Source organism: Rhodospirillaceae bacterium (assembly GCA_028819475.1).
GTDB lineage: Bacteria > Pseudomonadota > Alphaproteobacteria > Bin65 > Bin65 > Bin65.
Genome location: JAPPLJ010000047.1, coordinates 1 through 20485 on the forward strand (window position 1 = coordinate 1; position 20485 = coordinate 20485).

At 68.5% G+C, this 20485-nt stretch carries 21 protein-coding genes; 13 read left to right on the forward strand and 8 right to left on the reverse strand.

Translation table 11 applies throughout. The annotated features are described in order from the left end of the window. Positions 1 to 101 precede the first annotated feature (101 nt). On the reverse strand, positions 102 to 959 hold the full coding sequence (locus OXM58_13950) for an MOSC domain-containing protein (protein ID MDE0149469.1): 858 nt from the start codon (positions 957 to 959) through the stop codon (positions 102 to 104). Positions 960 to 1006: 47 nt separating this feature from the next. After that, entirely contained in the window at positions 1007 to 1684 is a 678-nt protein-coding gene (locus OXM58_13955) for a DUF899 family protein (GenBank protein ID MDE0149470.1), read from the reverse strand. 199 nt (positions 1685 to 1883) lie between these two features. On the opposite strand from OXM58_13955, the gene OXM58_13960 reads away from it, so the two are divergent. The 4 genes from OXM58_13960 to OXM58_13975 all read left to right on the forward strand — a co-directional run bounded on the left by OXM58_13960 (position 1884) and on the right by OXM58_13975 (position 5477). Next, positions 1884 to 2930 (forward strand): alcohol dehydrogenase, encoded by a 1047-nt coding sequence (locus tag OXM58_13960; protein MDE0149471.1) that lies wholly within the window; start codon positions 1884 to 1886, stop codon positions 2928 to 2930. 112 nt (positions 2931 to 3042) lie between these two features. After that, on the forward strand, positions 3043 to 3546 hold the full coding sequence (gene gpt / locus OXM58_13965; GenBank protein MDE0149472.1) for a xanthine phosphoribosyltransferase: 504 nt from the start codon (positions 3043 to 3045) through the stop codon (positions 3544 to 3546). After that, the gene (locus tag OXM58_13970) at positions 3547 to 4488 is read left to right on the forward strand and encodes a DMT family transporter (protein ID MDE0149473.1); all 942 of its coding nucleotides are present in this window, start codon (positions 3547 to 3549) and stop codon (positions 4486 to 4488) included. A 95-nt stretch (positions 4489 to 4583) separates the two neighbouring features. After that, entirely contained in the window at positions 4584 to 5477 is an 894-nt protein-coding gene (locus tag OXM58_13975; GenBank protein ID MDE0149474.1) for a DMT family transporter, read from the forward strand. Positions 5478 to 5511: 34 nt separating this feature from the next. Here the strand turns inward: OXM58_13975 and panC are convergent, their stop codons facing one another. Together panC and panB are read right to left on the reverse strand one after the other, a co-directional pair. Continuing rightward, positions 5512 to 6366, reverse strand: a complete 855-nt coding sequence (panC, locus tag OXM58_13980; protein MDE0149475.1) for a pantoate--beta-alanine ligase — start codon at positions 6364 to 6366, stop codon at positions 5512 to 5514. A gap of 15 nt (positions 6367 to 6381) precedes the next feature. Beyond that, on the reverse strand, positions 6382 to 7221 hold the full coding sequence (gene panB, locus OXM58_13985; GenBank protein MDE0149476.1) for a 3-methyl-2-oxobutanoate hydroxymethyltransferase: 840 nt from the start codon (positions 7219 to 7221) through the stop codon (positions 6382 to 6384). Between the two features lie 312 nt (positions 7222 to 7533). On the opposite strand from panB, the gene OXM58_13990 reads away from it, so the two are divergent. Continuing rightward, on the forward strand, positions 7534 to 8475 hold the full coding sequence (locus OXM58_13990; GenBank protein ID MDE0149477.1) for a hypothetical protein: 942 nt from the start codon (positions 7534 to 7536) through the stop codon (positions 8473 to 8475). A gap of 186 nt (positions 8476 to 8661) precedes the next feature. Here the strand turns inward: OXM58_13990 and OXM58_13995 are convergent, their stop codons facing one another. Together OXM58_13995 and OXM58_14000 are read right to left on the reverse strand one after the other, a co-directional pair. Further along, positions 8662 to 10209, reverse strand: a complete 1548-nt coding sequence (locus tag OXM58_13995) for a HAMP domain-containing sensor histidine kinase (protein ID MDE0149478.1) — start codon at positions 10207 to 10209, stop codon at positions 8662 to 8664. Between the two features lie 9 nt (positions 10210 to 10218). Further along, positions 10219 to 11016: a TVP38/TMEM64 family protein gene (locus OXM58_14000; protein MDE0149479.1), complete on the reverse strand. Its 798-nt coding sequence runs from the start codon at positions 11014 to 11016 to the stop codon at positions 10219 to 10221. A 634-nt stretch (positions 11017 to 11650) separates the two neighbouring features. Between OXM58_14000 and rpmH the strand changes: the two genes are divergently transcribed. The 7 genes from rpmH (at position 11651) to OXM58_14035 (ending at position 16997) form a co-directional block, all read left to right on the forward strand. Further along, a complete protein-coding gene (gene rpmH / locus OXM58_14005) occupies positions 11651 to 11785 on the forward strand; it encodes a 50S ribosomal protein L34 (GenBank protein ID MDE0149480.1) in 135 nt (44 codons plus the stop codon). A gap of 89 nt (positions 11786 to 11874) precedes the next feature. After that, entirely contained in the window at positions 11875 to 12297 is a 423-nt protein-coding gene (rnpA, locus tag OXM58_14010) for a ribonuclease P protein component (GenBank protein ID MDE0149481.1), read from the forward strand. Positions 12298 to 12301: 4 nt separating this feature from the next. Further along, positions 12302 to 12577 (forward strand): membrane protein insertion efficiency factor YidD, encoded by a 276-nt coding sequence (yidD, locus tag OXM58_14015; protein ID MDE0149482.1) that lies wholly within the window; start codon positions 12302 to 12304, stop codon positions 12575 to 12577. Then, positions 12567 to 14633 carry a membrane protein insertase YidC gene (yidC, locus tag OXM58_14020; GenBank protein ID MDE0149483.1) on the forward strand — a complete coding sequence of 689 codons (2067 nt, stop codon included), beginning with the start codon at positions 12567 to 12569 and terminating at the stop codon, positions 14631 to 14633. The genes yidD and yidC overlap by 11 nt, the downstream gene beginning before the upstream one ends. A 31-nt stretch (positions 14634 to 14664) precedes the next feature. Continuing rightward, positions 14665 to 15330, forward strand: coding sequence for a ribosome biogenesis GTP-binding protein YihA/YsxC (gene yihA / locus OXM58_14025; GenBank protein MDE0149484.1), 666 nt, complete (start codon positions 14665 to 14667; stop codon positions 15328 to 15330). A gap of 60 nt (positions 15331 to 15390) precedes the next feature. Beyond that, entirely contained in the window at positions 15391 to 16305 is a 915-nt protein-coding gene (gene argB, locus OXM58_14030; GenBank protein MDE0149485.1) for an acetylglutamate kinase, read from the forward strand. Between the two features lie 17 nt (positions 16306 to 16322). Next, positions 16323 to 16997 carry a pyrimidine 5'-nucleotidase gene (locus OXM58_14035; GenBank protein ID MDE0149486.1) on the forward strand — a complete coding sequence of 225 codons (675 nt, stop codon included), beginning with the start codon at positions 16323 to 16325 and terminating at the stop codon, positions 16995 to 16997. Positions 16998 to 17228: 231 nt separating this feature from the next. Here OXM58_14035 and OXM58_14040 read toward each other — a convergent pair whose 3' ends face one another. Continuing rightward, positions 17229 to 18062: a M48 family metallopeptidase gene (locus OXM58_14040; GenBank protein ID MDE0149487.1), complete on the reverse strand. Its 834-nt coding sequence runs from the start codon at positions 18060 to 18062 to the stop codon at positions 17229 to 17231. A gap of 116 nt (positions 18063 to 18178) precedes the next feature. Next, positions 18179 to 18970: an N-acyl homoserine lactonase family protein gene (locus OXM58_14045; GenBank protein ID MDE0149488.1), complete on the reverse strand. Its 792-nt coding sequence runs from the start codon at positions 18968 to 18970 to the stop codon at positions 18179 to 18181. A 183-nt stretch (positions 18971 to 19153) separates the two neighbouring features. On the opposite strand from OXM58_14045, the gene OXM58_14050 reads away from it, so the two are divergent. Next, a complete protein-coding gene (locus tag OXM58_14050; protein ID MDE0149489.1) occupies positions 19154 to 20002 on the forward strand; it encodes a phytanoyl-CoA dioxygenase family protein in 849 nt (282 codons plus the stop codon). Positions 20003 to 20485 lie beyond the last annotated feature (483 nt).

Consider the following 20485-nt stretch of genomic DNA (forward strand, 5'->3'; position numbering starts at 1 on the left):
ATCGCCACAAAACTAACGCCAGATCCCTCCCTACCGGCCTTTTGCAGAGGAATCCAAGGGGAGGGGGGACGCCGCGCCTTCTCCGTCGAATCCCGTTACCGCTAACCGTCGATCCGCACCGGGTCGCCCTTTTTCACCGTGCCACCGCGGATGACGAAGGCGTAGACGCCGGCGCAGGGGAGCGGCTCATTTTCGAGGGCAGGGACGGGGACCGTGTTGTGTTCGGCGACGGTGCGCAGGACCTGCGGGTCCCGCGGGAGTCCCTCCTGGGCCAGCGTCGGGACGGAGCAGCGCGGCGCCGGATCGGAAATCCGCAGGCGCACGTCGCTGCCGATCGTTAGCTCCCGCCCGACCCAGCCATTCTCGGCGAAGCCCCGCGCGCCCTCGGGCGAGGCGATCACGACATTGGGGCGAAAGCGGCGGACGTCGAAGGCCGACTCCGGGCGGAGTTCGGCGAGGCGCGCCAGCGTCGCCGTGGTGATGAGATGGAGGGCGGCGTAGTCGGAGAACCGGCCCGCCATCATCAGTGCGCCGATATCGACGACGGTCTCCTCGTCGGCGAGCGGGTCAAGGCGCTCGACGCTGACGGTTTCCGGGCGCTGCGCCGTGAGCCTGACCGGCCGCCCCAGGGTTTCGGAGAGGCGCGCGTCCGCTTCTCCCCCGTCGCTCGCAACCGCCGTGCCGTCGGGCCAGACGATGCGCACCGGCGGCGGGGGCGCGGCGGCCTGCGGCGAGGAGACGAAATCCGCGGCAAGCGCGATCAGTCCGGCCCATTTCTTCGGGTACTTGGCGCTCCCCACCCGGCCGCTGGTCCGGTCGATCACGGCATAGGCGCGGTCGCCCAGGATGCCGCCGTCGCCGACCGCCGCTTCATCGAGCGAAGCGCCGGCCATGGACTTGACGGGATAGCGCCAGAGCGCCTCGACGGCGCCGCCGTCCTCCGGTTGCCGGGTGGCCATGATCCGTTTCCCCTTGCTGTCGGCGCGCCGTCTCGTGCCGCCTCATATCAGGCGGCGGCCCCGGCGCAATAGGCGATTTTCGGCATGAATTCCCCGCGCCCGTGCGGCAGCAGGTCGAGATAGTTCCAGACCGGGCTGAGCAGGTCCATCCCGCGAAAGCTGCCGTCGCCGAGACCGGCGCTGACCGTGTAGAAGTGCCGGACGCTGCCGTCATCCGCCCGGATGAAGACGCTGACGCCCGGCCGCTGGCCCTCATCCTCGTCCTCCATGCCGAAGTCGCGGTTGAAGCTCGTGCCCGCCGAGGAGACCAGGCGCAGGCCGGTCCAGCCGCGCCGGGCCGCGAAGGCGGCCATAGATTCGATATCCTTCTTGACCGCGACCGCGAAGGCGGTGCGCCGGCGCAGATGCGGCTGGACCCCGTCATAGCCGTCGGCCCACAGGGCGCACATGGGGCAGGGTTCGTCGTCGGCCGGCGCCCACATGAAATGCATCAGGATCAATGTCGGCTGGGCGCCGAACAGGTCCGACAGCGTCACCGTCCGCCTTTTGCCGCCGACCAGTTCGGCAAAGGTATAGTCCTGGGGCACGGGCGTATCGGCCGGCAGCGCGCGGCGCAGGGCGGCCACTTCCTCGGCCCGGTCGCGCAGCGCCCCCTCGGCGACGAGCAGCCGGGCGCGGGCCTCCTTGTATTCAGCCGACGCATGATCGAGCGCGAAACGAGACATCGTCTGTCCCCTCAATGAACCCCTGAATGAATCCCCGAGTGAATCCCCGAATGAATCCGGGCGACACTATGCTGGCCATGGGCCGCCGGGTCGAGGGAAACCGGCCCGCCGGCGCATCCTGCCGCGCTCTCTTCGCAATTCCCAAGCGATGCGCTAACAGGGGCGCCACAATCCCGATTCCCGTCAAACGGAGCCCGCCATGCGCTGCTGCGCCATCGTCGAATTCGGCCAACCCCTGGTCGAGATGGACCTGCCGACGCCGGAGCCCGTTGGCGACGAGGTGCTGCTCCGGGTCACCGGCTGCGGCGTGTGCCACAGCGACCTGCACATCCATGACGGCTATTTCGACCTCGGCGGCGGCCGCAAGGCGGATCTGACCGTCAATTGCGACCTGCCCTTCTGCCTGGGGCACGAGATCGCCGGCACGGTTATCGCGACGGGCGAGACGGCGTCCGGCGTCGCAATCGGCGACAGCGTCGTGGTCTATCCCTGGATCGGCTGCGGCGCCTGCCCGGTCTGCGCGGCGGGCGACGAGCATTTCTGCCCGGACAACCGCTCGCTCGGCGTCACGCGGAACGGCGGGTTTGCCGACCGCCTCATCGTGCCCCACGCGAAATACCTGTTCGATCACGGCGCCGTGCCGGTCGAAATCGCCTGCACCTATGCCTGTTCGGGCCTCACCGCTTTTTCGGCGCTGCGCAAGGCCGCGAAGACCGGCGCCGGCCATATCGTGCTGATCGGCGCCGGCGGCGTCGGCCTCGCCGGGCTGGCGATCGCCCGCAACGTCACGGACGCGACGATCACGGTCTGCGATATCGACGACGCCAAGCTGGAGGCGGCGGCCGCCCGGGGCGCCGACCATGTCGTCAACAGCGGCGCGGCGGACGCGGCACGGCAGATCCGCAAGCTGACCGGCGGCGGCGCGCCCGCGGTCGTCGATTTCGTCGGCGCGGCGGCGTCGCTCGGCTTCGCGATGAAGGCCGTCGCCCGGCGCGGCACCGTTGTCGTCGTCGGCCTGATGGGCGGGTCGCTGCCGCTGTCCGTGCCGCTCCTGCCGCTGACGGCCATGACGCTGACCGGCAGCTATGTCGGCAGCCCGGCGGAAATGACCGAGCTCATGGCGCTCGCCCGCGCCGGCAAAATCCCCGCTCTGCCGGTCGAGCGCCGCCCGCTCGGCGAGGCGCAGAAAACGCTGGACGACATGAAGGCCGGCCGGATCGTCGGGCGGGTCGTCCTCGCGGTGTAGCCTACGCGCCGCAACTTCCGGCCAGCGCGCCGGCAAAGCCGTCACCTTGCTTCCCGTGCGCGCCTGCGCCTATATCCGCCCTCAGCGCGCAACCGGGGAAGGAAAGACCGGCATGTCCGACGCCGAGAGGACCGCCGAACCGCAGCAGGGCTATACCCGCCATTTCCCGGTTTCGTGGCAGGAGTTGCATCGCGACGCCAAGGCGCTGGCGTGGCGCCTGAGCAGCCTGAACCATGTCAGGGGCGTCGTGGCGGTGACCCGCGGCGGCCTGGTGCCAGCCGCCATCGTCGCCCGCGAACTGGATATCCGCCTGATCGACACCTTCTGCGTCTCGACCTACGACGACGAGGTCAAGGGCGAGGTCAAGGTGCTCAAGGCGGTGGAGGGCGACGGCGAGGGCCTGCTGATCGTCGACGACCTGGTCGATACCGGCGCAACCGCCAAGGTGGTTCGCGACAAGCTGCCCAAGGCCCATTTCGCGACGGTCTACGCCAAGCCGGCCGGCCGGCCGATGGTCGATTCCTACGTCACCGAGGTCAGCCAGGACACCTGGATCCACTTTCCCTGGGATACCGAAGCCCAGTATGTGGCGCCGATCCGCGGCGGTCCCGGCTAGGTGGCCGGCAACGCCCTTACGTCCTATCCGGCGCGCGGCTATGTCCTGCTGACCGGCGTCGCGTTCGGCTGGGGCGTGAACTGGCCGTTCATGAAGATCATCGTGTCGGAAGTCTCGGTCTGGGAGTTCCGGGCGCTGACCGGGATCGCCGCCGGCCTGCTGCTGCTCGGCCTCGCGGTCGCCGTCGGCGGGTCGTCCGGCGAGGCCTGGAAACCGCCGCGCGCGGAGTGGCCCCGGCTCTGCCTGGCGGCGCTGTTCAACATCACGAGCTGGTTCGTCCTCATCGGCTTCGGCGTATCGATGATGGGCGCCGGCCATGCCGTCATCATGGCCTTCACCATGCCCCTGTTCGCCGCCGTCTTCGGCGTGCTCGCCCTCGGCGAGGCGATGACGCGCCGGCGGATCGCCGCGCTGGCCTTCGGTGCGGCCGGCGTTGCCGTGCTGATGTCCCACGATTTCAGCGTCATCGGCGCGGAGCCGCTGGGCTTTGCGCTCACGCTCGTCGGCGCGGCCCTGTGGGCGGTCGGCGTGCTGATCCAGAAGCACACGCCGTGGCGGATCGGCGTCGTCGCACTGGGCGGCTGGCAACTCCTGCTGGGTTCGGCGCCGATCGTGGCGATCTGGCTCGTTCTGGGCAGCTTCGACTACGGCGATGCCGGCGCCGCCGTCTGGTGGTCGACCGCCTACCTGGTGCTGATCGCCCTGGTGTTCTGTTATTTCGCTTGGTTCACCGTGGTGAAAATCTTCCCGGCGTCCGTCTCGGCCATCGGCACGCTGATGGTCCCCGTCATCGGCTTCGTCAGCGGCGTCGTCGTGCTCGGCGAGCCGTTCGGCCTGCGCGACCTGATCGCGCTGGCGCTGATCGTAGGCGCCGTCGCCCTGGTCCTGCTGGTGCCGCCCGGCGATCCGGTGGCCGGCCGGCGCGCGCCCGGGCCCCGCTGACCCCGATGCCCGAGCGCTCCCGTCCGGCGCCGCCCCGCGCTGCAGTCCCCCGCGCCCCAGTCCCCCGGGCCGCAGTCCCGCTCGGGGGCCTGGTCATGCTGGTGTTCCTCTGGATGGTCTGGGGCACGAGCTGGCCGGCCATGCGCATCGTGTTCCTGGAATTGCCGGTCTGGCAGTTCCGCGCGTTGACCTGCGCCGTCGCCGGCGCGGTTCTGCTCGGTCTCGGCATCGTGCAGGACCGCAGCCGCTGGAAGGCGCCGCGCCGGATCTGGCCGCGCCTGGTCGCGGCGTCCCTCCTGAACATGACCTGCTGGCATGTGCTGACCGGATTCGGCCTGCAGATCGTCGGCGCCGGCCACGCCGCCATCGTCTGCTACACGCTGCCGGTGTGGACGGCCCTGCTGGCGGGCCTGTTTCTCGGCGAACGGATCACGGTGCGCGTGGTGGTCGCCATCGCGCTGGGACTCGCCGGGGTCACCGTCCTGCTGTCCGCCGGCTTCGGCGCAACCGGAGACCTGTGGCAGGGCGGGCGGCCGCTCGGCTTCATCTTCATCCTGCTGGCCTCGGTCACCTGGGCCGGCGGGACGCTGGTCATCAAACATCACGAATGGAACGTCTCGATGAACGCGCTGGCCGGGTGGCAGCTGTTGATCGGCCTGTTCCCGATTGGCCTGATCGCGGCGGTCAGCGAGCCCTTCGTCCTGCACCGGGCGAGCGTCGAGGCAACGCTGGCCGGGCTCTATGTCCTGTTCGTCGGCATGGTGATGGGCTACGCCCTGTGGTTTCGCGTGGTGCACGTCATGCCGGCGACGGTCGCCTCGATCGGCACGATGATGATCCCGGTGATCGGCGTCTCCAGCGGCGCGCTGCTGCTGGGCGAGCCCTTCGGCTGGCGCGAACTGTTGGCGCTGGCCCTGGTCCTCAGCGCCATCGCGCTGGTGCTGTTGCTGCCGGCGCTGCGGGGCCGTGGGACGGACCGGGTGGGCTGACCGGGATCGGTCCGCCTGAATCAATCCACCTGAATCAGTCTACCGGGACGTTGTCGAGCAGCCGGGTCGGGCCGAGGCGCACCGTCGCCAGCAGGCGGGCCGGCCGGTCCAGTGTCTCCAGCACGGCGAGATCCGCCGCGCCGCGGCACTCGACATAGTCGACGGCGTCGAACCCGGCGTCCAGCAGGTCCTGGCGCGCCGCCGCCGTTGCGGCGTCGATGGCGCGGCCGCCGGCGATGGCCCGGGCGGTTTCCCGCAGGATACGGTTGAACGCCGCCGCGATCCGGCGCTGCTCCGGCGAAAGATACGCGTTGCGCGACGACAGGGCGAGGCCGTCGGCCTCCCGCACCGTCGGCACCGGCACGACCGTGACCGGCATGTCGAGGTCGCGCACCATGCGCCGGACGGTCATGAGCTGCTGATAATCCTTCTCGCCGAAGAAGGCCTTGTCCGGCTGCGCCTGCATGAAGAGCTTGCAGACCACCGTGGCGACGCCGTCGAAATGGCCGACACGGACGGTGCCTTCCATGCCGGTCGTCACCCGGTCGACATGAACGGCGGTCGCGAAGCCATCGGGATAGATGTCGCCGACCACCGGGATGAAGGCGAGATCGGCGCGCACCTCGGACAAGGCCGTCAGGTCGTCCTCCTCCTGGCGGGGATAGCGGTCCAGGTCTTCGTCGGGATTGAACTGGGTCGGGTTGACGAAGATCGAGACGACCGTGCGGTCGCATTGCGCGCGCGACCGGCGCACCAGCTCGACATGCCCTTCGTGCAGCGCGCCCATCGTCGGCACCAGGCCGACCGTTTCGCCGCTGCGCCGCCAGCGCGCCACCGTATCGCGCAGCGCGGGAATCGACCGGACCACCCGGGTGCAGAACGCCACCATCGGCCGCAAACCGTGTCAGGCCGGCTTCGCGGCGCCGAAACAGAATTCGGCCGACGGAAACTCGCGGGCGCGCACTTCCGCCGCATAGCGTTTCGCGGCGTCTCCGACCGCCGGCGCGAGCTCGGCATACCGCTTGACGAATTTCGGCTGGAATTCCCCGAACAGGCCGAGGATGTCCTCGGTCACGAGGACCTGGCCGTCGCAGGACGGCGAGGCGCCGATCCCGATGGTCGGCACAGCGATGTCCCCGGTGATCCGGCGACCCAGCGGTTCGGGCACGCCCTCGACAACGATGGCGAAGGCGCCGGCCTCGGCAATGGCCGCCGCGTCCGCCGCGATGCGCGCGGCCGCTTCCTCGTCGCGCCCCTGGGCCTTGAAGCCGCCGAACGCGTTCACCGACTGCGGCGTGAGGCCGACATGGCCCATGACCGGGATGCCGCACCGGACCAGATGGTCCACGGTTTCCGCCATGTCCCGGCCGCCTTCGAGCTTGACGCCCTGGCAGCGGACTTCGGTCATCACCCGGGCGCAGTTGCGGAAGGCCTGCGCCGCCGATTCCTGATAGGAACCGAACGGCATATCGACAATGACGCAGGCCGCCTCGGAGCCGCGCATCACGGCCTGGCCGTGGGCGATCATCATGTCGAGGGTGACGCCGAGCGTGCTGTCCAGCCCGTAGAGCACCATGCCCAGGCTGTCGCCGACCAGCAGCAGGTCGACATGGGGGTCGAGCAGGCGGGCGACCGGCGTCGTATAGGCGGTCAGACAGACCACCGGCGTGCCGCCCTTGCGCGCGCCGATATCGGGTGCGGTCAGCCGCCGGCCGGCCGCCGGCGCGTCGCCCTGGACGCTCATATCGCGGATCCTGCCTCTGCCCGGAGTCGCTCTTGCGGCCACAGTAGAGCATTTTGCGGCGTCTGGAAAAACGTGATTGATTCGACCATTTTGCAAGGGGCAGGTGGCCGGCCTCCGGGGGACAGAGCGTTCATGGCATCGAAGATACATCGCCGGCGTTCGGCGCGGCGCTGCCGGGGTTGAACCGTGGCTTTTCGACGTTCCGCCCGCGGCCGGTTTGCCCTGGCCGTTGCGCTGGCGGCGGTCGCCGCCCTTGCATTTCTCACGGCGGAACTGCCGGCGCCGTCCGCGGCTGCCGGGCAGGGCGCGGCAATGGAGCTTGCCGACGCCCGGGCTGCGGATCGCGGCGGCTCCGCCGGGCCCATCGTCGAATTCCAGCGCCGCCTGAACGCCGAAATCGCCGGCAGTATGCGGGCGATCGGGCAAGGCGGCAGTCTGCCTTCCTTCCTGCTCGCCCTCGCTTTCGCGTTCGCCTACGGCGCCGTCCACGCCTTCGGGCCCGGACACGGCAAACTCGTGATCGTCTCGTATTTCCTGGGACGGGAGGTCCGGGTCGCGCGCGGCGTGGCGATGGCCGCGCAGATCGCGGTCGTCCATGTCATCGCGGCCGTCGTGATCGTGTGGCTGGCGGAGCTTGCGGTTCGCGCCGGTTTCGGCGTCGGGCTTTCCGAATTGCCGGGGGTGCGCGCGGCGAGCTTTCTCATCATTTTCGCCATCGGCCTGTACATGCTCTGGCACGCCGTACGCGGTCTGGTGCGAAGCACGAACGGCGGCCCGGCCGCCCACCCACACGGCCATCGTCACGGGCATGAGCACGGGCATGAGCACGGGCATGAACACGGGCATGAACACGGGCATGAACACGGGCACGGGCACGCACACGCACGCGCACACAAGCACGGGCACGCCCACCCTCACGGCGGCGTTTTCGAGGGCGGTCTCGTCGCGCTTGCGGCGGGCATGGTCCCCTGTCCGGGCGCCGTGCTGGTCATGCTGTACGCTGTGGCCAACGACATGATCTATCCGGGAATCCTTCTGGTCGCGGCCATGTCGCTGGGGATCGGCGCAAGCATCTGTGCGCTGGGAGTCGGCGCCATTCTGGCGCGGCAGACGGCCATGCGCCTTGTGGACAGGTCGGGCGGGGCCGGGCGCGCCGACCGGTTCCGCCACACGATGAATCTCGCCGGGGCCCTCCTCGTGAGCCTGATCGGCCTCCTGTCCTTCCTGGCGTTTCTCAATGCGCCGCCGGCGTGAGGCCCCTCGATACGGCCCCTGCGGGGCCTACTCGGGATGAGGGGTTGGGGTTTTCGGCGGACTCAGCCAACACCTTACCGTCACCCTGAGTAGCCGCCGCAGGCGGCGTATCGAAGGGCCTGCCCTGAGAGAAGTCAAAGGGGCGTCTTGAATCGCGCCGGCGGTTTCGAGACGAACGGGCAGGCTCTAGCCCGGCGAATTTTCGGCGAGCGCATTTTCGGCCGGCGCATTTTCGGCCGGCGCATCTTCGACCGGCGGTGCCGCGCCCTGCGGCAGGCTGATGCGGAAATGGGTGTCCGCATGTCCGGTCGCGACCAGTTCGATCACGCCGCCGTGGCTCGAAACGATTTCGTGCGCGATGGCCATGCCGAGCCCGGTGCCGGCCGCGCCGGGCCGAGTGATGAACGGTTTGAACAGGGATTGCCGGATGTCTTCCGGCAGCCCGGGCCCGTCGTCCCGGATATCGATGGTCGCCAGGCCGGCGGCCGCCTCGGCGCCGACGGTCACCGTCTGCGCGCCGGCCTGCGCCGCGTTGCGCATGAGATTGGACAGTGCGCGGAAGACCTGTCCGCGATCGGCAAAGATCGTCAGGTCGCCGGCCATATCGCTGACGAATGCGGTGCCGGGATATTCGGCGCCGTGCAGCGACGCCAGTTCGAGGGTCAGCTCGTTGAGGAAGAAATATTCGGCCCGGCGGGTCGCTTTCGAATCGCGGGCGAAATCCAGGGTCTGGGTGCACAGGCGGACCGCCCGGTCGATCGAGCGCACGAGGGTCGGCGCGATCCGCTTGACGCCCGGGTCTTCGCTGCCGGCGAGCCGGTCCGAAACGAGCTGCGCCGCGGCGAGCATGTTGCGCAGGTCGTGGTTGATCCGCGTAATTGCTGCGCCCAGCGCCGCCAGGCGCTCGTTCTGGCGCAGGGTGGTCAGAAGATTCTGCTGCAGATGGGCATATTCGTCCTGGGCCAGCCCGATTTCGTCCAGGCGGCCGGTCGGCGGCAACATGCCCGCCTCGTCCATCGGGTCGTCGCTGAACCGGACCATGTTGTCCGTCAGGCGTTGGACCGGCCGCACGATCAGCCAATGCAGGGTCAGGAACACCAGCAACGCCGTAAAGAAAGAGATGATCAGCGAGAGGATCAGGATGCGCTGGGAATATTCCAGCATGCCCTGGCGCAGCGCCGCATCGGAAATCAGCACTTCAAGGGCGGTCGCCGGGTCGCGCGGCGACGGGCCGACGACGCGCAGCACCTCGCCGCCGCCTCCGGCCAGCGTGGCGATGGCGTCCCAGATCAGACGCAGGAAATCCGGATTGCCGAGGCTGACGCGCCCGGTCACCCTGGGCGGCATGCCGGCGGTGATCAGGTGCCGCGACCCGTCCGCCCGGCGCTGCACGATCGCCAGCGCGCGGGCATGCGACAGCAGCCGGCGGCTGAGGTCCGGACTCACCATGTTGTCCGGCGCGGCGTCCAGCGCCAGGGTCGCCAGATGCGCGTCTGACAGGACGTTTTCCAGATACACCTGCCGGTAGCGCGCGATCGACGGCAGATAGATGAAGACTTCCGCCAGCATCACGAAGATTGCCGTCAGGATCAGCAGCTTGGTCGACAGGCCGGTGCTCCAGGCCGGCTGCCGCCGCGCGTTGTGTCCGCCGTTTCCGGGGCCGTTTCCGGGACTGTTGACGGCGGAGGCGTCGCGGCCCGTCCCGTCGCGGCCCGTCCCGTCGCGGCCTTTCATGGCGGGCCGTCAATCGCCGGGCGCTGCATCCGGCTTGCCGCCTGCCTTGCGGCGCTGATAGCGCTTGTAGACGACCGGCAGCATGGACAGGATCGCCAGGCCGACCAGCGGCAGCAGGATTTCCGCCCTGAAGATGATCCCGAGATCGGGCGACCGGCCGCTCTCGAGCAGCGCGCCGATCCCGTTGCCCAGGCTGACATAGACGATCGATCCCGGCATGATGCCGAAAAAGGTGGCGATCACATAGGTGCGCAGGCCGACGCCCAGGAAGGCCGGGACCAGATTGACCAGCCAGAAGGGGAAGAGCGGAATCAGGCGCAGGACCATCAGGTAGGAAAAGGCGTTTTCCCGGAAGCCCTCCTCCATCCGGTGCAGCCAGCCTTCCGACTTGCGGCGGAGGATCGCGCCCAGGGCGGAGCGGGCGGCGAGAAACACGATGGTTGCACCCACCGTTGCGGAGACGACGACGGCGATCGAGCCGGTCACCAGACCAAAGAAAAATCCGCCGACCATGGTCGCCACGGCGCCGCCGGGGATCGAGAAGGCGATCATGACGGCATAGGCCAGCCCGTAAATGACCGGCGCCAGGATGCCGCGCGCGGCGACCCACTGTTCGAGCGCTTCGCGATGCTCGCGCAACTGCTCGAAGCTGATGTAGCGGTGCCAGCCCATCGCCAGGAACAGGGCGAGGCCGCACAACAGGACGACCAGGGGCAGCACGCGCGCCCAGCGTTGCCGGGCGGGTTGCCGAGCGGGCTGCCGGTCGTTCGGCGGGGTCTGTGGGGGGCTGTTCGGCGGCTCGGTCACGGAACGGCGGTATCCGGCTTGGTCACAACACTGCTCCATAGCGCGGCGGACGGCGATCCGACAGTGCAAATCGTCCTCACCGGACGGTTAGCCCGGATTTCTCACCACAGTCATGACCTGCGCGGCGTTGTCGAGCCGGCAGGGCAGGAAAGCCGCGCCGCGCGATGCGGGGACATCGGGCAAGCGGCTTGACGCCCCCTGCCGGCTCGACAGCGCCGCCCTTCGGGTCGCGACCGGACGCCCGCCCGCGGCGTCGCGGGCCTCGCCCGTAGTCCCCGCTACGCGCTTCGGCCCGCTTCTGGCGGGTCGAACGTCCGGACGCGACGCAGGCCGTGACCGTGGTGAGAAATCCGGGCTAGGCCCTGCCGGAAACACCGGCGGCATGCGCAACAGGGGACTTTGGCGCGCGTCGCGGCGGTTCAAGTCACGGAAACGTGCGGATTCGTCGCCGCCCGCCCCGGCGCCCCCGTGTTGACCCGACCGGCGCCGCATCCGTATATCCCGCAGAACGGTTTTCAGGCGCCTGCCGCGCCGGCGATCCCTTCGACAAACAGGGCCGCCGCCGGCGGTTTGCCGGCAGCATGCGTCGGCCGGAAACCCGGCGCGGCGCCGCAAAATCAATGGAGTATGTACGGTGAAACGCACCTACCAGCCCAGCGTGCTGGTGCGCAAACGGCGTCACGGCTTCCGCGCACGCATGGCGACAAAGGCCGGCCGCCAGGTTCTGGCCCGCCGCCGCGCCAAGGGCCGCAAGCGGCTTTCGGCCTGACCCGCCGCCCGAGCGCCCGGGGCGGCACCGCAAGACCGCAGCGCTATCGGCAGATCGCCCACAATCCGGCCAGCGGAAAGCCCGTGAGGATGGCAGCAGAACCGACCCTTCGGCGTCTCCGGCGACGCCCGGAATTCCTGCGCGTCCGGCACAAGGGCCGCCGCTGGATTGCGCCGGGGCTGGTCCTGCAGGCCTGCGCGGTGCGCGACGCCGGAACGGCCCGAATGGAAAAACCGGCGGACATCGGCTTCGGGCTGACCGCCAGCAAGAGGGTCGGCAACGCCGTTGAGCGCAACCGCGCCCGGCGGCGGCTCCGGGCGCTCGCCACCGGCAGCCTGAGGCGGTTGGCGAAGCCCGGCGCCGACTATGTGCTGATCGCGCGCCGGGCCACGCTGACCCGGCCGTGGCCGGACCTGCAGCGCGATCTGTACCAGGCCCTCGATCGGTTGAAGAAACTGCGCCGCCCGGCCGGCGAATCCGGGGTGGCCCCGGCGCGCGGGGAGGCCGCCTGAGCCGATGCCGCCCGCCGCCGCACTGTCGCCGAGCCCCGCTGCGCGCCTGATCCTGATCGCGATCCAGGGCTACCGGCTCACCCTGTCGTCCCTGCTCGGCCGCCAGTGCCGCTTTGCGCCGACCTGCTCGGAATACGCGGCCGATGCCGTCCGGGAGCATGGCGCTCTGCGCGGCAGCTGGCTCGGCCTGAAGCGGATCAGCCGCTGCCATCCCTGGGGCGGATCGGGCTACGACCCGGTGCCGCCGCGCCGTCCGATGGAGCCGTCGCGTGGGACCTGAACGGACGGACAGCCACAACCTGATCATGGCGATCCTGTTTTCGATCGCCATCATCTTCGGGTTCCAGATCATTTTCGCCCCGCAGGAGAAGCTCGGCCAGCGGGACAGCGGCGGCCAGTCCGATGTGCAGCAGGGTCAGGACAGCGCCGGACCATCGCGCTCGAAGGCCCCGGTCCGCGTCGTCGACGACAAGCCGATCCTGCCGCGCAAGGAGGCCCTGGCCGTATGCCGGAGCAGCGACGGCCAGTCCCTGCGAATCGCCATCAGGACCGACGTCGTCACCGGGTCGATCTGCCGGATCGGCGCGATTTTCGACGACCTTACGCTGGAGAAACACTGGGAAACCATCAAGAAGCAGGAGCGGATCCACCTGTTGCGCCCCGGCCGCACGAAGGGCGCCTACTATGTCGGCATGACCTGGGAGGTGCCGGGCCGCAGCGAGGGCGTCGTGCCGGGCCCGGATACCGTCTGGCAGGCCGACCGCAACACGCTCGAAGTCGGCAAGCCGGTAACGCTGAGCTGGACGAACGGCGAGGGCGTCGAATTCCGCCGCACCTATTCGATCGACCGGAAATACCTCGTGACGGTCGAACGCAGGGTCATGAACCGCAGCGGCCAGCCCTTCGTGCTGCGCCCGACCGGCTTCATCCACCGCCACGGCGAACCGAAAACCTTCGGCTTCTTCATCCTCAGCGAAAGCGGCCATGCGACGATCAAGGAGCCCGGCGAGGAAAACTACATCACGGTCGGACAGGAGATCTTCGACAGCCCCCTGGACTATTCGGACATCAGGGACGAGTCCCAGACCTACCGCACGACCGGCGGCTGGACGGCCTTCAGCGACCAGTACTGGGCGGTCGCGCTGGCGCCGGACCAGAAGGGAAAATACGCATTCACCTTCGATCACCGGGACAAGTTCGAGGGCTACGAGGACGTCTTCCGGACCTATTTCAAGACCGAGAACGACCTCCGGATCGCACCGGGTGGGGAGACCGTGCGCACGCTCCGGATCCTGGCCGGGCCCAAGGAAACCGCCGCCCTCAAATCCTATGAGGAGGAATTCGGCATCCCGCGGTTCAACTGGCTGGTCGACTGGGGCTGGTTCTTCTTCCTGACCCAGCCTTTCTACTGGCTGCTCCAGATTATCTTCGGCTATGTCGGCAATTTCGGCGTCGCCATCCTGATCGTGACCATCCTGGTCAAGATCGTCTTCTTCCCGCTCGCCAACCGCTCCTACCGCTCCATGAGCCGGATGAAGAAGCTGCAGCCGGAAATGATGAAGCTGCGCGAGCTTTATGCCGACGACAAGCAGCGCATGAACCGGGAGCTGATGGCGCTCTACAAGGAAAAGAAGATCAACCCGGCCTCAGGCTGCCTGCCCATCCTGCTCCAGATCCCGGTCTTCTTCGCGCTTTACAAGACGCTGTTCATCGCCGTGGACATGCGCCACGCGCCGTTTTTCTGGTGGATCCAGGATCTCTCGGCGCCGGACCCGACGACCATCGTGAACCTGTTCGGCATTTTGCCCTGGGGGCCGTCGGGCATTCCCTATGTCGATATCGGCATCTGGCCGATCATCATGGGGCTGACGATGTTTCTGCAGCAGAAGATCAATCCGCCGCCGGCCGATCCGATGCAGCAGAAGATTTTCATGGCGCTGCCCTTCGTGTTCACCATCATGCTGGCGATCTTCCCGGCCGGGCTGATCATCTACTGGGCCTGGAACAACACGCTCTCGATCGGCCAGCAATGGGTGATCATGAAGCGCATGGGCGTGTGGGAGAAGAAGCAGGGCGCCGGCAATATCCGCGACCTCGTTCCCGTCGAGGGCGACGCCGGAGCCGCCGGGGACTCCGGGGACGCCGCGGACGACGAAGCGGCGGAAGCCAAAAAGCCGGCCCGGCGCAAGGCGGCCGCCCCGGCCGGCGCCGGCGCCAATCCGGGCCGCAGCAAGCAGAGCCGCAACAAGCCGCCGGCCGACAAGTCCGGCAAGGGCCGCGCCAAGGGCGGGCGGAGCCGCCGCGGCAGCACCGGCGGGCGCGGCAAACGCAAGTAGCCGGGCCATAGCCGGACCGCAACGGGCGCCCATGGCCGACGCCGTATCGCATCCCGAAGCCGAAGACGCCGAAGCCTCCGCTCTCGAAGCCGGCCGCCTGCTCTTCGCGCAGCAATGCAGCTTCGTCGCCGGCGTCGTGCGGGTCGCCGGCCTGCCGCCGGATGCGCTGCCCGAGGTCGCCTTCGCCGGCCGGTCCAACGTCGGCAAGTCGAGCCTGATCAACGCGCTCACCGGCCGCAAGGCGCTGGCCCGGACCTCGAACACGCCGGGCCGGACGCAGCAGGTCAATTTCTTCGATCTCGGCGGCCGGCTGTATCTGGTCGATCTGCCGGGATACGGCTACGCCCGGGCGTCGAAGGACAAGGTTCGGCGCTGGAACGCGCTGATCCGCGATTATCTGCGCGGGCGGGCCGGCCTGCGCCGGGTCTGCCTGCTGATCGATGCGCGCCGCGGCCTGACGCCCGGCGACCGGGAGATCATGGAACTGCTGGACATCTCGGCCGTCTCCTATCAGATCGTCCTCACCAAGTCGGACAAGCTGCACGAGAGCGAGCTTGCGGCCTGCCTGGCGGAGACGGCGCGCGCCGCGGCGCGCCATCCGGCCTGCCATCCCGATATCGCCGCGACCAGCGCGGAAAAGGACCGGGGCATCGCCGAATTGCGCGCCGCCCTTGCCACGGTCGCGCTCCCGGCCTAAACGCTCGCCTCATCTTCCGTTACGATCGCCGCCGGAACAGCAGACAGGAACGGCCGCCCCATGGCTGACCGGAAGTTCAACCTGACCGAAGCCAAGCAATGGCTGCGCACGGCGCGGACCCTGACCGAGGCCCTGCCCTATCTGCGCCGGTACGACGGCCAGACCTTCGTGATCAAATACGGCGGCCACGCGATGGGCGATCAGCGCCTGTCCGACAATTTCGCCAACGACATCGTGCTGCTCAAGCATGCCGGCGTGAACCCGATCGTCGTCCACGGCGGCGGGCCGCAGATCGGCAAAATGCTGGAGCGGCTGAACATCACCAGCGAGTTCGTCGACGGCCTGCGGGTGACCGACGCCGAGACCGTCAACATCGTCGAGATGGTCCTGTCCGGCTCGATCAACAAACAGGTCGTGCAGTCGATCTACAAGGCCGGCGGCCGGGCGGTCGGCCTGAGCGGCAAGGACGGCGGCCTGATCCGCGCGAAGAAGCTGACCCGCAGCCGGCGCGACCCGGATTCCAACATCGAGCGCATCCTCGATCTCGGCTTCGTCGGCGAGCCGGAAGCCGTCGATGCCGAAATCCTCGAAGACCTGCTGGACAGCGGCCTGATCCCGGTCATCGCGCCGATCGGCATCGGCGCCAGGGGCGAGACCTACAACATCAACGCCGATACGGTCGCCGGCGCCGTCGCCGCCGCCAGCGAAGCGATCCGCATGTTCCTGCTCACCGACGTGCGCGGCGTGCTCGACAAGGCCGGCGACCTCGTTCCCGAACTGACGATCGCGGCGGCGCGCGCGCTGATGGAGGACGGCACCATCGAAGGCGGCATGATCCCCAAGGTCGAGACCTGCATCCGCGCGATCGAGGGCGGGGTCGAGGCCGCGGTGATCCTGGACGGCCGGGTGCCCCATTCCATGCTGCTGGAAATCTTCACCGAAAGCGGCACCGGCACCCTAATTCGCGCCGACTAGGCGAGGCCGCGCCGCCCGTGCCCGACCTGTCCCATATCGGCCATTGGGCGTTCGATCTCGACAACACGATCTATCCGGCCGAATGCAACCTGTTCGCCCAGGTCGACGGGCGGATCGGCGCCTACATCGCCGAGACGCTGGACCTGCCGCACGACGCGGCGCGCCGGATGCAGAAGGGCTATTTCCGGCAATACGGCACGACGATGAAGGGGCTGATGCAGGAATACGGCATCGATCCGCACCACTTCCTCGACTACGTCCACGATATCGACTACAGCCCGGTCCCGCCGTCGAGCGATCTGGCGGCGGTGCTGGGGCGGCTGGACGGCCCGAAATACATCTTCACCAACGGCTCGGTGAAACATGCCGAGGCGGTGCTCGACCGGCTCGGCGTCGCCGGGCTTTTCGCCGACATCTTCGATATCGCCGCCGCCGGCTTCGATCCCAAGCCGCTCGACCCGTTCTACGACCTGTTCCTCGACCGGCACGGAATGGATCCGGGCGCAACCGTGCTGGTCGAGGACATCGCGATCAACCTGAAGCCGGCCCACGACCGCGGCATGACGACGGTCCATATCCGCACGGACAGCGACTGGGCCATGAACGGCCACGACGCCGACTATATCCACCATTCCACGGACGACCTGGTCGGCTTCCTGCAGGCGGCGGCGCGGATGGCGGGCAGCGGGTGATCGGCCATACGGTCGTCTCGCCAAAAGAAAAGCTGCCCCGTCATTTCGACCGTAGCCCCGGATCCGATCCGGGGCGGAGTGGAGATATCTTTCAGCTGCGTGCCCCGACCGTTCCGCCGTGCCGGAAAGATTTCTCCGCTCGCTGCGCTCGGTCGAAATGACGGTCCGGTCAGGAAATTCCGGCCGGAATGGCGGATAGGGACGGCAACGGGCGGCTACAGGCAGGCCCGCCTATTCCTCTTCCACCGGCTTCAGCGGCTTGCCCGCCCGGACGTCCTCCATCGCGGATATCAGGTGCGCGTGGCGGCGGTCGTTGCTCGGATGCGTCTCGAGGAAACCGACGGTTCCCGAGAACGTGCCGGACGACCGCTCCGCCCTGGCGCGGTTCATGCGCAACAGCGCGCTTTGCAACGCGTTGAGCGGAAACCCGGCTCTGTGGAGGATGTAAACGGCCGTCCGGTCGGCCTCGATTTCCATTTCGGGGCTGTAAGCGGTTGCGCCGATTTCCCATCCCAGGCTCGTCGAATCGCGAACCAGTTGCTGGTTTTCTCCGCCGCCGGCGGCCGATGCGGCCGCTGCGAGGCCGCCCAGGATCAGGCCGCCGATAAACGCGTTGATCTTCTTGCTCTCGACATGGCCATACATGACGTGGGCGAATTCGTGCGCCAGCACCCCCGCGATCTCGGCGTCCGTTCCCATGTGGCGCACGAGGCCGCCGTAAACGCCGACATTGTCGTCATCGTCGGCGAAAGCGTTGATGTCCTTCTTCTTCGTATGGACCAAGACCTTCGCTTCGAGCATCGGCTTGCACCGCTCTTCGGGCAGCTTGAGATCCGTGCAGACGGCATGGGAGGCGAGCCTGACCCGCCGTATGACGCGTCTGACCGTCGGCACCATCCGGTCGGCGGCGACATTGCGCGGCGGGCCGATCCGGGCGTGCTTCAGCGTCGCTTCCGCTTCCGCCTTCTGGCGCTCGTCGGGTTCGGCGATATCGAGATGAGGCGTTGCGCAGCCGGCAATCAGGACCGCTCCCGTCGCCAGCGCCGCCGTGAAAATATTGCGCACGGTATTTTCCCCCTGTTTGTTCCGATTTGTGCGCATAGTCAATGGATTTATCGATACGAGTCAAGTATCGAATTTCGAAACGGAACGACAGTCGGGCCGACAGCCGGAAACGACGCCTAGGCGAGGCGGTGAACGATCCCCTTCAGGTCGTCGCTCGCCGGCGGGAAGCGCTCGAAGACCAGCGGGTCGTGGCCGGGGATCACCAGGCCCGGTTCGTCCGCCAGCGCCAGCGCCCGGTCCAGCGCCGCCAGATAGTCCTCGACATTGTGGACGATCCAGAACGGCCGCCGGTCGGCGAGGTTCTCGTAGTAATGGGCCGCGTCCGAGGCCAGCACCATCCAGCCCTTCGTCGTGTGCACCCGCACGATCTGCATGCCCTTGGTGTGCCCGCCGACCCGGTGGAGCGCCAGCCCCGGCGCCAGCTCGCCGTCGCCATCATGGAAGGCGACCCGGCGCTCGAACACGTTATGGACAATGGCGGCGACATGGTCGGCCTCGAAAGCGTGGGCGATCGACGGTTCGGTCATGCAGCGGCCGGTCGCGAAGGCCATCTCGTCGTCCTGGAGATGGAAGCGCGCCGCGGGGAAATCCGCGAAGCCGCCGGCATGGTCGTAGTGCATGTGGGTGATGACGACGTCCGCAAGCGCCGCCGCGTCCAGCCCGATCAGCGCCAGCCCCTCCGCCGCGCCGCGCAGATGGATGCGCTGCCGCTTCGCAGCATCGGCCGCGCTGAAGCCGGTATCGACCGCCCAGGCCCGGTCGCCCGCCGGATCGACGACCGCCCAGACGAAATAGTCCATCGCCATCGGCCCGTCGTGCGGGTCGCCGCCCAGGAACACCTCGGCGCGCCGGCCGATCCGTTCGGCGTATTTGATGGCGTAGACCCGGTAGTGGGGCAGCGCGGGCATATCTTCCCCCGGTGGCGTGGCGCCTTGCGGATCGCAGATTGGCCCAACCGGCCGGATCCGGGTAGAGACAATTTTTTGCGGCGACGCGCGCCTGAGCTCCTGCGCCTGTCCGGGCGAATTCGTTTCCCTTGCCGCCGACTCGTGGAAAAATGGCGCACAGCCGTTGCAGGAGCGGAGACCGCAATGATCGCCAGCCTTGCCCGATTGCCCGCAACTGCCCCGCTCGACGACTTCATCGCCGCGCTCGATGCTGACGGCGCGGCGATTGTCGAGGGCTTTCTCGCGCCGGGGCAGCTCGCAGCGCTGAATGCGGATTTCGACCGGATCGTCGAAACGCTGGCGCCCGGCGTGCGCCGTCCGACGATGCCGGCGATGGAGGAATTCTACGGCGCGACGACCGTGCGCTTCGACGGCCTGCCCGGCAAGTCGGCCGCCTTCGTCGAAGCGATGCAGGCGCCGGTGCTGACCGGCCTGGCGGACCACTACCTGCTGCCCCATTGCCTCGATTACCTGTTCAACACCGGCCAGTTCATCGAGATCCGGCCCGGCGAGACCGCCCAGCGCCTGCACCGCGACGAGGATGCCTGGCGCTTCGGGCCGCTGATCGCGGCCCAGATCGCCGGGGGCCCGCGCGCCCAGCTCGAGGTCGAGGCGATGGTCGCGCTCACCGATTTCACGGCGGCGAACGGCGCGACGCAGGTCGTGCCCGGCAGCCACCTGTGGCCGGCCGACCGGGAGCCGGAGCCGGCGGAAATCCTCCAGGCCGAGATGCCGGCCGGCTCGGCGTTGCTCTATCTCGGCTCGACGATCCACGGCGGCGGCGCCAACCGGACGGCAGCCGAGGCGCGGCGCGGCATGTTCGTCGGCTATGTCGTCGGCTGGCTGCGCACGGAGGAAAACATGTTCCTCACCGTGCCGCTGGAGCAGGTCCGCGGCTTCCCGAAGCGCGTCCAGGAAGTGCTCGGCTACAAGGCCCACCGCGCCATCGGCGTGGTCGATGTCGGCGATCCGGGCGCGGTGCTGACGCAGTAGGCGGCGGCGGGCGCCGGCGTCGGGAGGGTCTCCTTCGGCCCGGCGTCCCCGGCGGACCGCCGCGCGGCGCGGGGATTGCCGGTCCGGATGGCCGCGCCGTCGCCCGGTCCGCCGCCTTGCGTCATTCGCGGGTTGACAACCGCGTAGAGAACATTATATGAACATTCATTCGGTGCCGATCATCCCGGCCACCGGACCCGGCCATGACAAAACATGACATTTCCTGACAATGCCGCACATCCCGCGAGGGCGCCGCTCGAATCCCCCTCCCCTTGGGGATATCTCTGCGAAATGCCGCAAGTATCCGCCAAGGGACGCTCTCCTATCCCTCCCCCTCTTCAGAGGGGGAGGTCAGGTGGGGGTGCGGTGACACCGGCACTGCCCTGCAGGCGTGGAGGCACCCCCATCGACCTCGCTTCGCTCGGCCACTTCCCCCTCTTCAGAGGATTTCTCTGCGAAAGGGGATTCTCAACCTGTCCGTAG

Coding starts and splice junctions, on each gene's coding strand:
- OXM58_13950 (MDE0149469.1), bottom strand. CDS start 959: ATGGCCACCCGGCAACCGGAGGACGGCGGCGCCGTCGAGGCGCTCTGG.
- OXM58_13955 (MDE0149470.1), bottom strand. CDS start 1,684: ATGTCTCGTTTCGCGCTCGATCATGCGTCGGCTGAATACAAGGAGGCC.
- OXM58_13960 (MDE0149471.1), top strand. CDS start 1,884: ATGCGCTGCTGCGCCATCGTCGAATTCGGCCAACCCCTGGTCGAGATG.
- gpt (MDE0149472.1), top strand. CDS start 3,043: ATGTCCGACGCCGAGAGGACCGCCGAACCGCAGCAGGGCTATACCCGC.
- OXM58_13975 (MDE0149474.1), top strand. CDS start 4,584: ATGCTGGTGTTCCTCTGGATGGTCTGGGGCACGAGCTGGCCGGCCATG.
- panC (MDE0149475.1), bottom strand. CDS start 6,366: ATGGTGGCGTTCTGCACCCGGGTGGTCCGGTCGATTCCCGCGCTGCGC.
- panB (MDE0149476.1), bottom strand. CDS start 7,221: ATGAGCGTCCAGGGCGACGCGCCGGCGGCCGGCCGGCGGCTGACCGCA.
- OXM58_13990 (MDE0149477.1), top strand. CDS start 7,534: ATGGAGCTTGCCGACGCCCGGGCTGCGGATCGCGGCGGCTCCGCCGGG.
- OXM58_13995 (MDE0149478.1), bottom strand. CDS start 10,209: ATGAAAGGCCGCGACGGGACGGGCCGCGACGGGACGGGCCGCGACGCC.
- rnpA (MDE0149481.1), top strand. CDS start 11,875: ATGGCAGCAGAACCGACCCTTCGGCGTCTCCGGCGACGCCCGGAATTC.
- yidD (MDE0149482.1), top strand. CDS start 12,302: ATGCCGCCCGCCGCCGCACTGTCGCCGAGCCCCGCTGCGCGCCTGATC.
- yihA (MDE0149484.1), top strand. CDS start 14,665: ATGGCCGACGCCGTATCGCATCCCGAAGCCGAAGACGCCGAAGCCTCC.
- argB (MDE0149485.1), top strand. CDS start 15,391: ATGGCTGACCGGAAGTTCAACCTGACCGAAGCCAAGCAATGGCTGCGC.
- OXM58_14045 (MDE0149488.1), bottom strand. CDS start 18,970: ATGCCCGCGCTGCCCCACTACCGGGTCTACGCCATCAAATACGCCGAA.
- OXM58_14050 (MDE0149489.1), top strand. CDS start 19,154: ATGATCGCCAGCCTTGCCCGATTGCCCGCAACTGCCCCGCTCGACGAC.